Source organism: Flavobacterium gossypii (assembly GCF_014138495.1).
Lineage (GTDB): Bacteria > Bacteroidota > Bacteroidia > Flavobacteriales > Flavobacteriaceae > Flavobacterium > Flavobacterium endophyticum.
The window spans coordinates 239,513-252,099 of sequence record NZ_JACJIS010000002.1 but is presented as its reverse complement, the minus strand read 5'-3'; the positions used below and the strand labels follow the sequence as shown (position 1 = coordinate 252,099).

At 43.3% G+C, this 12,587-nt stretch carries 9 protein-coding genes; 5 read left to right on the top strand and 4 right to left on the bottom strand.

The window, feature by feature from the left end; all coding sequences use genetic code 11:
• The first annotated feature begins 19 nt into the window (after positions 1-19).
• The 3 genes from GGR22_RS11070 to miaE all read left to right on the top strand — a co-directional run bounded on the left by GGR22_RS11070 (position 20) and on the right by miaE (position 5,448).
• Complete coding sequence (locus tag GGR22_RS11070) at positions 20-2,200, top strand: M56 family metallopeptidase (protein ID WP_182493715.1); 2,181 nt, start codon at positions 20-22, stop codon at positions 2,198-2,200.
• 59 nt (positions 2,201-2,259) lie between these two features.
• Positions 2,260-4,698: a TonB-dependent receptor gene (locus tag GGR22_RS11065; protein WP_182493714.1), complete on the top strand. Its 2,439-nt coding sequence runs from the start codon at positions 2,260-2,262 to the stop codon at positions 4,696-4,698.
• Between the two features lie 162 nt (positions 4,699-4,860).
• Positions 4,861-5,448, top strand: a complete 588-nt coding sequence (miaE, locus tag GGR22_RS11060; protein WP_170148787.1) for a tRNA-(ms[2]io[6]A)-hydroxylase — start codon at positions 4,861-4,863, stop codon at positions 5,446-5,448.
• On the opposite strand, the gene GGR22_RS11055 is transcribed toward miaE, so the two are convergent.
• Complete coding sequence (locus GGR22_RS11055; protein WP_182493713.1) at positions 5,449-6,021, bottom strand: pentapeptide repeat-containing protein; 573 nt, start codon at positions 6,019-6,021, stop codon at positions 5,449-5,451.
• Between the two features lie 520 nt (positions 6,022-6,541).
• On the opposite strand from GGR22_RS11055, the gene GGR22_RS11050 reads away from it, so the two are divergent.
• Together GGR22_RS11050 and GGR22_RS11045 are read left to right on the top strand one after the other, a co-directional pair.
• Positions 6,542-7,660, top strand: a complete 1,119-nt coding sequence (locus GGR22_RS11050; RefSeq protein WP_182493712.1) for a vWA domain-containing protein — start codon at positions 6,542-6,544, stop codon at positions 7,658-7,660.
• Between the two features lie 45 nt (positions 7,661-7,705).
• Positions 7,706-9,169 carry an AAA family ATPase gene (locus GGR22_RS11045; protein WP_182493711.1) on the top strand — a complete coding sequence of 488 codons (1,464 nt, stop codon included), beginning with the start codon at positions 7,706-7,708 and terminating at the stop codon, positions 9,167-9,169.
• 66 nt (positions 9,170-9,235) lie between these two features.
• Here GGR22_RS11045 and GGR22_RS11040 read toward each other — a convergent pair whose 3' ends face one another.
• The 3 genes from GGR22_RS11040 to GGR22_RS11030 are packed head-to-tail and all read right to left on the bottom strand — an operon-like array spanning position 9,236 to position 12,527.
• Entirely contained in the window at positions 9,236-10,462 is a 1,227-nt protein-coding gene (locus GGR22_RS11040) for a lanthionine synthetase LanC family protein (RefSeq protein WP_182493710.1), read from the bottom strand.
• Between the two features lie 12 nt (positions 10,463-10,474).
• Entirely contained in the window at positions 10,475-11,440 is a 966-nt protein-coding gene (locus tag GGR22_RS11035; protein WP_182493709.1) for a T3SS effector HopA1 family protein, read from the bottom strand.
• Positions 11,433-12,527: a phosphotransferase family protein gene (locus GGR22_RS11030; RefSeq protein ID WP_182493708.1), complete on the bottom strand. Its 1,095-nt coding sequence runs from the start codon at positions 12,525-12,527 to the stop codon at positions 11,433-11,435. Before GGR22_RS11030 ends, GGR22_RS11035 begins: the two co-directional genes overlap by 8 nt.
• Positions 12,528-12,587 lie beyond the last annotated feature (60 nt).

The window sequence follows — 12,587 nt, the reverse complement described above, 5'->3', positions numbered from 1 at the left end:
CAACTTAAAATTTTCGACTATGATAATGCCAAATGAAAATTTATTGAAAGCGATTTCTTGGACACTGGTACATTCTGTGTGGCAAGGATTGGTTCTGGCAGTTTTTGCCGGATTGGTGATAGTATTTACGAAAAAATCCAAAGCAACCTTACGCTATAACTGGCTATCAGGACTATTCCTTGCCTTTATGATTAGCGTTGGATTTACGTTTAGTTACGAATATCAGCAAGAAACAGCCGTTTCTGGCGGTGCTATAATTACTGCCGGAGCCTTAGATGCAGAAACCTTGGCTGTGGCAAACACACCAAATTATTTTCAGGCAGTAGTCGGTTATCTTAATGAATATGCCGCTACAATCGTGGTCGTTTGGTTTTTGATTTTTGCTGTAAAATGCTTTGGTATTTTCAGAAGCCTGAGCAATATCTACAGAATAAGAAACTACAGAACTCAAGATGCTCCAGACTATTGGAACAGAAGAGTAGCAGAATTAAGCGAAAAGCTGAATATCAAGAAACACATCGTTCTTTTAGAATCCCAACTCGTTAAGGTTCCCTCTGTTACCGGTTTCTTCAAGCCGATTATTCTCATCCCTGTAGGACTGCTTTCCAATCTGCCGCAAGACCAGATTGAGGCGATATTGTTGCACGAATTGGCACACATCCGCCGCAAAGACTATTTTATTAACCTGCTACAGAGCTTTGCTGAGATCTTGTTCTTTTTCAACCCTGGACTTCTATGGATATCCTCGTTGATAAAAGAAGAAAGAGAAAACTGCTGCGATGATATCGCTGTCGGAATCACCAAAAGCAAATCCAATTTCATTCATGCCTTGGTTTCTTTTCAGGAATACAATATGAAACAAAACCAATTGGCACTTGGCTTCGGAAAAAATAAAAACCAGCTTTTAGAAAGAGCCAAACGTATCGTTCAAGACAATAACAAGTCGTTAAACACGATAGAAAAAACGTTTCTTTCCGTCTGCATTATCGTCATTATAACCTTCTCTTTTGCCTGTTCAAATACAAAGGCTACAGCGGTAAAAACAGCCGAAAAGGAAAACAATACGGAGATAGCCTATTTGAAAAACCTGACGAAAGATAACCTGCTGACGGAAGAAGAAATCCAACAAATAAAAATGGAAGCACAGGCAGCACAAAAAGAAGCAACCATTGCAAAAGTAGAAGCCGAGGCCACTAGAATAGAAGCAATAGCTATTGCAGATGAAGCTCAAGCTTTAAAAGAAGGAGCAATTTCTGAAGAAGAAGTCAAGCAATACCACGCAGAAGCAATACAAGCACAACTTGATGCTGAAAAAGCCCGAAAAGAACACGAGCTGGCCCGAAAAGAAAATGAAAAGGCCAGGAGAGAACACGAAGTAGCAAGAAAAGAACATGAAAAAGCTAGAAAAGAAAGCGAAATAGCAAGGAAAGAATCTGAGAAAGCAAGGAAAGAATCTGAAAAAGCCCGAAAAGAAGCCGAAAAAGCAAGAGTAGAAGCGGATAAATACAGAACAACTACAGGAGCTACTTTTCAGCCCATAAGGCCGATGACTTTTGAGCAAGCAAAAGCATCTGGTGTGTGTGTTATGCCAAGCACACCCGCTGCTCCTGCAGCAAAACCAGAACCTGCTGCCGTAGCACAGAATTATGTGATAAGCAGACAAGATGCAATAAATAGTAGGATTCAAGCTAAGGACGAACGTGCCGAGCGCAAAATAAAAGCAAGCGAAAAACGTATAGCAGCCATTCAGTCTAAAAAAGACGAAATGTCGAACAGTAAGAAAGAAATGTGGCTGGTAAACCAAAGAGCCAATCTTCAATTGGAAAGAGCTAAAATGTTTGAAATCAAGCGTGCTACACAGGAAAAATACAACTTGCAGAAAATAAAATACAACCAAGACAGCCTTTACAGAAACTATAATAGAGAAGCCAAAGATAAAAGGACAGGCAACATCGTCATTCCAAACGATACAGACAATCTGAGCAGACAGATTATCCAAGTCTTGGCCAAAGAAAAAGCCATCGCGAGCACAGACAACCTATCCTATAAACTTTCGCACGATAGTATCATCGTAAACGGAAAAGCCATTACAGGAACAGTTCACAACCAATTAAAAAAATACCTAAAGCCAAACATTAGTGCTGTTTATTATAATTATGACGTAACCGCACAAGACCTTGTAGTAAAATGTAAAGCTTAGAAAAACTAAAATGCCCTAATCAAGCAGAGTTTCAATCATCATCAAATCAATCAATCAAAATGCTAAAAAAACTGGCCAGCCTCTTGCTGCTCTATTCCGGAATTGCCGGAGCCCAATCGTCTGGGAAAATCATTGGAAAAATTATAGGAACGGGCCATGGCCCACTTGAAGCGACAGTAGTGTCGCTTCTTTTGGCAGAAGACAACTCGCTGGTCAAGACACAATTCTCTGGCCAAGACGGAAGCTTTGAATTTTCCAGCCTCAAGCAAAACAACTATAAGATTTCCATTGAATATCTTGGCTATACCAAATACGAAAGCCAGTCAATTGCAGTCGCCCAAGAATCCGTTTCTCTAGGAGAAATCAACCTGCAGCCTTCAGAAGCCAATACGCTTAACGAAGTCGTCATCCAAAAACAAAAAAACTTTGTCGAAAGAAAGATAGACCGTACGGTAGTTAATGTCGATGCCATGATCTCAAATGCAGGAGCAGATGCGATGGAAGTCCTTGAAAAATCTCCCGGAATTATCGTGGAAGAAAACGGAACCATCAAGCTTAAAGGAAAATCCGGCGTCATGGTTTTTATAGACGACAAGCCGACCTATTTATCTGGAGCCGATTTGGAAGTCTACCTAAAATCACTGCCTGCCAGCACGCTAGATCAGATCGAAATCATGACCAATCCTCCCGCACAGTATGATGCTGCCGGAAGCGCTGGCGTAATCAATATCAAGACCAAAAAAAGCAAGGCCAGAGGTTTTAACGGAAGCGTGACCTCTCGAATTTCCCAAGGAAAAAGAACCCATTATCGAGATGGACTGAATCTTAATTACACCGACAATAAGATCCGTCTTTTCGGGAATGTAAACTATGCCAATCAAAAATTTGTCAACGATCTCGATATTTTTAGGAGATATAAAAACGAAGATGGAAGCACCAAAAGCCTTTTCGACCAGAATACTATTATGAGAAATAAGGTCACTACGGGCAATGCTAAGATTGGGATGGACTATTATGTCTCTGAAAAATCGACTTTCGGAATGAGCCTCATCGGGTTGCTCAAATCCGGCAAAGAAAAAAAATCTGGCAAAAGCAGCCTTACGAATGCCTCTAGTGTTTTAGATTCTACTATTATAGCCGACAATAGAGAAGACAACAAATTCAAGAATGCAGGAGTCAACCTAAATTTCCGTCATGAATTTGATACCATCGGAAGGAAAATCACGATGGATGCCGATTATATAAAATATGAAAACGAGATCGACCAGAATTTTAAGAATTACATCTATCAGCCCGATAATACGCTTTCAGAACAAGACGAGTTGAGAGGCCATTTGCCGTCGAATATTAGCATCTATACCTTTAAGTCCGATTATACGCATCCTTTTAAAAATCAAGGTAAGCTTGAAGCGGGCTACAAGATCAGCTATTCAAAAACCGACAATATCGCCGACTACGCCGATGTCATGGATAATATTCCTGTTCCTAATTACGACAGCAGTAACCATTTCAAATACGACGAAACAATCAATGCCCTCTATATTAATTACAGTCAAAACTTCAAGCGCTTTTCGTTCCAGACAGGATGGAGGCTCGAGACTACAATCTCAAAAGGAAATCAGCTGGGCAATATCGTCAAGCCTGCATCACGATTCAAGAAAGACTATACCAATCTTTTTCCGACGCTCTTTCTGTCGTATAAGCTAGATTCTGTGGGCAACAACCAGATGGTGGTTTCCTACGGCAAAAGAATCAATCGTCCCTATTTTCAAGATCTGAATCCGTTCCTGAGTCCGTTGGATAAGTTTACCTACTATTCTGGAAACCCATATCTGAATCCTTCGTTTTCGCACAATGTCGAGCTCTCGTATAATTATAAAAGCCTGTTTTCGACCACGCTTGCTTACATGAATTCTAAAGACGAAATCAACGAGACGATCGAAATCAACGACGGAATCTATTACAGCCGTCCCGGAAATATCGGCAAGAGCGAAGCGCTCAGCATCAACTTCAATTCAGACCTGACTATAAACGACTGGCTGTCTACAAACGTCTATTCAGAATTAGTATATACTAATTATAAAAGCCAGCTGTATACAGAAAATCTCGATACGCAAGGAGTTTTCTGGTTTGTTTCTGTACTAAACCGCCTGAAGTTTAAAGACGGCTGGTCGGGAGAAATAAGCGGCAGGTACACCTCAAAAATCGAATCCGCACAATTCACAGTAGGAGCACGAGGAGCCGTAAACTTAGGCGTCCAAAAAAAGATACTGCAAGGAAAGGGCAGCCTAAAGTTCGCTGTCAATGATATCTTTTATACCAATATCAACACAGGAACCATCAACAACCTCAAGCTCACCGATGCCAATTATAAAAACAAAGGAGATACCCGTTTTGCGGCCCTGACCTTCACCTATAGCTTTGGGAAATCTTTCAAGACCAGAGAAGAACACGAAAGCACAGGCTCAGAAAGCGAGCAGAACAGAGTCAAGAATTAGCAATTTGAGTTCAGTAGTTAAAAGGAGCAAGGCCAAGCCGAAGCTCCTTTTAGCGTTTATAATCAAAAGTAACCTTAACACCTCAACACCTTAGTACCTCAGAACCTTAAGACAATTCAAAACAAATCCCTAAATTTGCAACCTAAAACAGTTACTATGTCTATGCTGCGCCTAAAATTGCCGACCGACCCAAGATGGGTAAATATTGTTGAGAAAAACATTGAAGAAATCCTGACAGACCACGCGTGGTGCGAACAGAAAGCCGCTTCCAATGCAATCACGATTATTACCATCAATTCAGAATATCCAGACTTGGTAACTGACATGCTGGCGTTGGCAAAAGAAGAAATCGAGCATTTTGAGATGGTACATAACATCATCAAAAAAAGAGGACTCACGTTAGGCCGGGAGCGCAAAGACGAATACGTAGGAGAGCTGGCACAATACATGAAACGCAGCAATACAGGAAGCCGTGTCTCAGGATTCGTAGAAAGAATGCTCTTCTCTGCCATGATCGAAGCCAGAAGCTGTGAACGTTTTAAAGTCCTTTCAGAAAACATCAAAGACGAAGAACTATCCAAATTCTATTGGGAGCTGATGGAAAGCGAAGCCGGACACTACACCACATTTATTACCTATGCCCGAAAATACGGCCACGGAATCGATGTCGAGAAACGCTGGAGAGAATGGCTAGAGTTTGAAGCCTCCATCATTGAAAATTACGGAAAAAGCGAAACCATACACGGATAATCAGCCGCGAATGACCAATTCGTGCTTATCCAGCAAACCTTTCAAGCCAGCTAATGAAAAGCTGGCTTTTTTGATTTTGTTTTTCTCCGGATCGATAGAGAAATTATAACTCGTCGTAAAATTAGCCTTGATAGCCGTTGTATTATTAAAAACCGACTTGTGCAGGTTGCAGTTGTCAAACAGCACATTCGTCAGGTCTGTATTCATAAAGTCAAGCGCAATCATGCTGCAGTTCGTGAACGTAGTGCCTTTCATCTTGAGGTCATAAAACTTGGCAAAATCAAGAGTGCAATCTTTGAAATGAATCTCAAAAATCAGCTTGTCGCACATCGAAAAATTCACGTCCAATACCTGACAGTCGATAAAACTCACGCCTCGAAAAGCCACATGGTTGATTCGGGCACCACTAAAATCGCAGTTGATAAAAGTACAATCCGTAAACGCCACGCCGATAAAGTTGCAGCGCGTAAAATCACAACCCGTAAAAGTACACGCCTCAAATTCTCTCAAGTTAAAAGCATCTTCCGTATAGACCTCATCAGAATAGGCTTGGTCGTGAAAATAATCTGTCATACGCTATAAAATTTGCCACAAAGCTATTCCAAATCCTACTGGAATAAAAATTTACGCAAAATACTTCTCAACATTCTCAAATAGCAACGCTTTAAAAAGCCAAGACCGATTTCAATAGTTTGAATTATGCAACTGACAATACAAACTGGGTAGCTAACTTTACAAACCAATACACAAACAATAAGAGTAATTCAATTAACAATAAGCACAATCAAATTAGCTTTAAAAGAAATCTAATTCACAATAAGAGTAACTCAATTCACAATAAGCATAATCAAATTCGCTTTAAAGGAAATCCAATTCACAATAAGAGTAATTCAATTAACAATAAACCTAATCAAATTAGCTTTAAAGGAAGTCAAATAAACAATAATCCAAATCAAATACTGTTTAATGAATATACAATAACCAATAAGAAATTTGAAATTTGAAATTCAAAATTCCCCACAATTTCATTTTAACTAAAAATTAATACCTGTTTCAAGCCAACACATTCCATTAAGCATTAATTTTATCCTCTATGGAAACTAACAAAAGAAAAGGCTTTCTATTCAAGCAATACGAAGCTCCAAATTTGTCTCCGTTTGATAAGCTCTTCGAGATTTTCAAAGAATTGATTACGCACACTTCAGGCGATTTGGACGAGGCCATAGACTGGCTTCGCGAACTAGACAAAGAATACAAACTGACCGATTCAAACTACACTATCGATGATTTCATCGAAGACCTAAAAAAGAAAGGATTTATACGAGAAGAAATTAAAGACGACGGTTCTGGCGGACTTGCCATCACGGCAAAAACAGAAAGAGCCATACGCCAGCAAGCCCTAGACCAGATTTTCGGCAACCTTAAGCGAAGCGGTTCGGGCAACCATAAGACCAAATATTCCGGCAGCGGGGACGAACATACAGGAGAATTCCGAGAATTCCACTTTGGCGACAGCCTCGAACGCATTTCGCTGACCGAAAGTCTTAAAAATGCCCAGATTAATAACGGTATCGACAGCTTTAAGCTGACCGAAGACGATTTGGTGGTCGAAGATTCCCAATTCAAAGCACAGATGAGCACGGTACTGATGATCGACATCAGCCATAGCATGGTGCTGTATGGCGAAGACCGTATTACGCCCGCCAAAAAAGTAGCCATGGCATTAGCAGAGCTTATCACGACACGCTATCCAAAAGACACATTGGATATTCTCGTTTTTGGCAATGATGCCTGGCCGATTGCCATCAAAGACTTGCCTTATCTCAAGGTCGGACCGTACCATACCAACACGGTAGCCGGATTAGAGCTGGCCATGGACTTATTACGCCGGAAGCGCAATACCAACAAGCAGATCTTTATGATTACCGACGGAAAGCCGAGCTGTGTTCGCGAACGCGACGGCTCGTATTACATGAACAGCAACGGACTCGACGAATACATCGTAGACAAATGCTATACGATGGCGCAGCAGGCCCGAAAACTCCACATTCCGATTACCACGTTTATGATTGCGAACGATCCCTATCTGCAGCAGTTTGTCAACCAGTTTACCGAAGCGAACCAAGGAAAAGCGTTTTATACCGGACTGAAAGGATTAGGAGAAATGATTTTTGAAGATTACGAAACCAACAGAAAAAAAAGAATAAAATAAGCAGGCCAAAGGAGGCCCGCTTTTAAGCAAACAATACAGGATACAATGAAAGCAGCAACTATAAAAACCCTCGGAGAATTAAAAAAATCCGGCTATGAATCCAAAAGCATCAAAGACGAACTGCGCGACAACCTTCGCCAGAAAATGAGCAAAGGAGAAACCGTTTTCCATGGCGTACACGGTTACGAAGATTCCGTAATACCCGAACTCGAAAGAGCCATACTTTCACGACACAACATCAACCTTTTGGGATTGCGCGGTCAAGCCAAGACCCGACTGGCGCGCCTTATGATTACCCTGCTCGACGAATGGATGCCTATTGTGGCAGGCTCAGAAATCAACGACGATCCGCTGAAGCCTATCTCGCGATTTGCCAAAGACCTGATTGCAGCAGAAGGAGATAATACTCCGATTGCATGGATCCACAGAGACGAACGCTTTTTTGAAAAGCTGGCCACGCCAGACGTTACCGTTGCCGACCTGATTGGCGATGTAGACCCGATCAAAGCCGCCAACCTAAAGCTTTCGTATGCCGATGACCGAGTAATCCATTTCGGAATGATACCAAGAGCCAATCGCTGCATCTTTGTCATCAACGAATTGCCCGATTTGCAAGCCCGAATCCAAGTAGCACTGTTCAATATCCTGCAAGAAGGCGATATCCAGATTCGCGGATTCAAATTACGTCTTGCCCTCGACATGCAGTTTGTGTTTACGGCCAACCCAGAAGACTATACCAACAGAGGCAGCATCGTGACGCCTTTGAAAGATAGGATCGGCTCGCAGATACTTACGCACTATCCAGAAACCATCGAGATTGCGAGAACGATTACCGAACAAGAATCCAATCTTGACAGCCGCCAGAGCGATCTCATCCACGTTCCGTCAATAGCCAAAGACTTGCTAGAGCAGATCAGCTTTGAAGCACGTGAAAGCGAATTTATTGATAACAAAAGCGGTGTCAGTGCCCGTTTGAGCATTACTGCCTTTGAAAACCTGTTAAGTACTGCCGAACGACGCGCTCTTAAAGCAGGAGCAGAAAAAACAACGCTGCGCTTGGCCGACTTTATGGGCATCATACCTGCAATTACCGGAAAAGTAGAATTGGTCTACGAAGGCGAGCAAGAAGGAGCAGGAGTAGTAGCACAACATCTGATAGGCGATGCCATCAAGACGTTTTTCCCGCTTTATTTCCCTAAGATAGAAAAGCTAGAAAGACAAGAAGACAAAAGCCCTTACAAAGAAATAATAGACTGGTTCTTCAACGAAAGCGGCTTTGAGCTGCTAGACGATGCGCCCGATGCCGAATACAAACAGCAATTGGATTCCATCATCCCACTTAGAGCCTTGATTGCCAAATACCAGCCCGATGTGGCGCCCGAAGATACCTATTTCATGAAAGAATTCGTGCTCTGGGGCTTGGTCGAATACAACAAGCTCAGCAAGGACCGAATCATCAAAGGCTACCAGTTCAACGACCTGTACGGAAGCTACATCAAGAAATTATAAAAAAACAATGCCTCTCCATCGAGAGGCATTGCTGCTTAAAGCTTGGGGGAAAAAAGAGGCTGTTAATCAATTATACAACCCCGGAAGCAATAAAGATGGATGTCGGTTTTTATTAAACAGTCGAAGATAAAAGTAACCCGTTCCAGCGATTCCCATCATCAGTCCCGGTGTATACTGTCCCGTATTCAAGCCAGTAGGCCATGAAATCCTATTGTTTTGGTATTTCTGGATGCCCGCAGTTCCTACTGCTTCCGCAAGCTGGTGGTATTCCGTACCGCCGCAATCCAGCAAAATTTCCGCATTGCCCGCGATTCCGTGGCATAAAGAATAATTCGTATTGTTCAAGTTGTCGGTAAGCACACGGTAGACGCTAGACGTAGTGGTTGTCAAGGCGGCCTCCATTTCTTGCGTAAAGACAGCATCCGCTTTTACCTGATTCGCCTTTAGCCTAGAAAGAGCAATGCCAGGCGCTCCGTGGCACCAAGCCAAGCCGCAGACCTTTGCTGTAGGTGTCGATACCCCGTCCCTGAAATCAGGCCAGTTCTGCTGCGAAGCATCAAAAGAGTGCCTTTCGTAAGTAAAGCCTCCTTCGGCACCTGCCAAAAACCGTTTCTCTTTTGTAGCTTCGTACAGCTGTAGCAAGGCCAGCGCTATGCCCGACGATCCGTGCGAGAAGCCCGTCAGGTTTTTTTGTGACGGAACCGTGGCCCAAGACCAGGCCTCGCCATTTTGTATGGCAGCATCGCACAATAGATGCCCTAATGCCACCGCCTTGTCTAGAAATTCTTTCTTTTGGAATTCTTCATGCGCTTCTAAAAGCACTGGTATCGTTCCTGCTGCGCCGCTTATGACATCAATTTCATACGATTGGAGCGAAGAAGAAGATACGGTCTGCAAAAGAGCGATGCCGTCCTCGATCCAATCCTTGCGGTCCAGTTCTGTGCCGATTTTAATCAATGCTGCGGCTATGCCCGGTTTTCCGGCATAGAAGCCATGCTCAGGCGCTTGGTACATGGTCGACTTCATCTGCTCGACAGCGCCTCCGATGATCTTGAGCAAGATAACATCCTTTTTTTCTTTATATAAAGCGGTCAAGAAAAGTGCGATGCCGGCCGTTCCGGAATAAATGTCGGAGCCAAAAGCTTTCCAGACGCCTTGGTATTGTCCGTTTAAAGCCTCGATGGAATAGCCTTGCCAGTTGCAAGAGTCGCCATGCCATATGCTGGTCTTGATAAGCTGGCAGCCGATGTTCCAGGCAGTATCAAGAAAAGTATTTTTATCGATTGGGTTCATGTGTGCTGTCTTTTAGTTAAATGTGATTCTCGATCCTTTGTTTAAGAAAGTCGCCTTAGGGCTGATTCCTTTTTGGAGAAAGGCCGCGGCAATTTCTTGAACGGTTTCTTCCGGAGTCAGGTTTTTCGGAAACACCTGCAGCAGTACCTCCGCCACGATAGCTATCCGGTTCATGCCAAAGCTTTCCTGCGTATTTGGACTTTCGGCTATGCCGACTCCTTTTCGATAAGCATACGAGAAAAGAGGTACGTCTTCTTCCAGATACGGCGCCATCGTCTCGCAGATGTCGGGCAACAGCAGCTGGAGCAACGGCATCAGTATATCTTCCACATACAACACCGCGGCATCGCGGCGGAAATAGAGGGTGGCATGGTTAAGGCATTTGAAAAGAAACGGAATGCCGTAGTAATTCAGCTTTTTCGTAATTGCATCAATCAATACCGGAGCGCCTTCGCTGGTACAGTTCCAATAAATACGGGTCAGGTTTTGGGAAATGTCCATTCCTGTATTGCTAAAGATGTAATAAAAGGTAGGCTGACGGTTCCGGTCTTCTTTCGGAAAAAATACCGTTACGGTCTGCCCGATGCTTGCCGAAGTTCCGGAAGGCAAATCTCTCAAAGCACTATAAGGAACAATATGGCTTTCGGTATGCCTTGTAACCTCGACATGTCCATTTGAATAATTGTTTTTGATGGTCCAGCCTGGTTCTATCCTGTCTTTGCTATGGTTGTTCTGTGAAAGCAGATTGATAAAATGCGTCGTATCCTCAGCAAAATGTTGCGGCATGGCAGCCATTCCTATCTGATAGCGCTCTTTTAAGGCATAACATTCAGAATACAATAAGCTGGTGAGCAGCGGCGCAGCAGCCTGAGGTGCCGTTTCATAGCGCTTCCCTTTGAATACAAGATGCGTAGCATAGATTTCTAATTGGCTGGCAAGCCTGACGAGTTCTTTAAGAACAGCCTTATCCTCAAACATAGTGGTACAGTTTTATGTTAAACAATTCGTCCAACGCTGCCAACGGATCTTTCATGATATTAAAGGCAAGCTGTATGCAGCGCATGTTATTGGCTTCGACCTTGCTGTTGAAAGTAATGCCTTCTACGCTGGTCTGTATGATTCGGGCAGCGGTAAACTGCATCAGCCTTGTAAAAAAAGCAGCATGCTCTGATTCGGGATAGCCCTTCGATTCTAGGTATTGATAGATAAAAGCGCGGGCAGAAGGTTGCATGTTCTTGATTTCATAAAGCTTCATGTATTCTGGCAATTCCGTGCTGTGCGGATTGCCATTGTCAAATCCCAGAAGCCAAGCCGTGACATACGATTGCACAAGACCGGCAACGTCCCACATCGGGTCGCCGATATCGGCCAGTTCCCAATCGATCAGCCTTTGGCTCAATCCGTTTTCGCCTTCTACCGCAAGGAAATTAATCCATTTGATATCGCCATGGATGAGGTGCGTACACTGCCATGAAGAAGCCAGTTCTTTCAAAGCATTTAACAGCAGGGTGTTGTCTTTGATGAGCTGTATGACGGATGCGCTGGCCTCGCTGTTTGCAAAAAAAGCATCGGCATTGTGGCGGTCGAGCTGCAGTACCCACGGCAGCAGTTTCGGAAAAGCAGATACGTCGGTTCCGGCATTGGGCATGATATGGCAGTCGGCCAATATAATAGCTTGCCCTTGGGCAAGAGATACGTCGAAGTTTTGAGTGAGCATATAGTGCTCAGAAAGGTTTCTTGCATTGTATAGCAGTTCAGAAACCATGATGTTGTTCTCATCATCATAATCTAGGAGCGGTGCGGCAATAGCAGCTACAGGCGCAAATTCTTTGGCATTCTTAAACAATTGGTAGGCACTCACTTCTCTCAAGAAGAGGCTCTTGGCAACAGTATCATTCCCTGTCTGTTTGACAAAAAGCGAATTATGAGGTTCTACGATTACCTTCAAGATGGTATTTCGGGTCGCTACAGGATGTATCATAAAATGACCTTTGACAGCGGCGGCTTCATCAATGAGCTGCCGTTTGCGCAGGTAATGGTATACGTTTTCTGGAACTAATTGCATGGTAGGCATTTTTTAAGGGTTGATAAGAATAACCCGCAAGATTTACGCTTGCGGGCTATA

Coding starts and splice junctions, on each gene's coding strand:
- GGR22_RS11035 (WP_182493709.1), bottom strand. CDS start 11,440: ATGTTTGAGGATAAGGCTGTTCTTAAAGAACTCGTCAGGCTTGCCAGC.
- GGR22_RS11030 (WP_182493708.1), bottom strand. CDS start 12,527: ATGCAATTAGTTCCAGAAAACGTATACCATTACCTGCGCAAACGGCAG.
- GGR22_RS11040 (WP_182493710.1), bottom strand. CDS start 10,462: ATGAACCCAATCGATAAAAATACTTTTCTTGATACTGCCTGGAACATC.
- GGR22_RS11065 (WP_182493714.1), top strand. CDS start 2,260: ATGCTAAAAAAACTGGCCAGCCTCTTGCTGCTCTATTCCGGAATTGCC.
- GGR22_RS11070 (WP_182493715.1), top strand. CDS start 20: ATGATAATGCCAAATGAAAATTTATTGAAAGCGATTTCTTGGACACTG.
- miaE (WP_170148787.1), top strand. CDS start 4,861: ATGCTGCGCCTAAAATTGCCGACCGACCCAAGATGGGTAAATATTGTT.
- GGR22_RS11045 (WP_182493711.1), top strand. CDS start 7,706: ATGAAAGCAGCAACTATAAAAACCCTCGGAGAATTAAAAAAATCCGGC.
- GGR22_RS11050 (WP_182493712.1), top strand. CDS start 6,542: ATGGAAACTAACAAAAGAAAAGGCTTTCTATTCAAGCAATACGAAGCT.
- GGR22_RS11055 (WP_182493713.1), bottom strand. CDS start 6,021: ATGACAGATTATTTTCACGACCAAGCCTATTCTGATGAGGTCTATACG.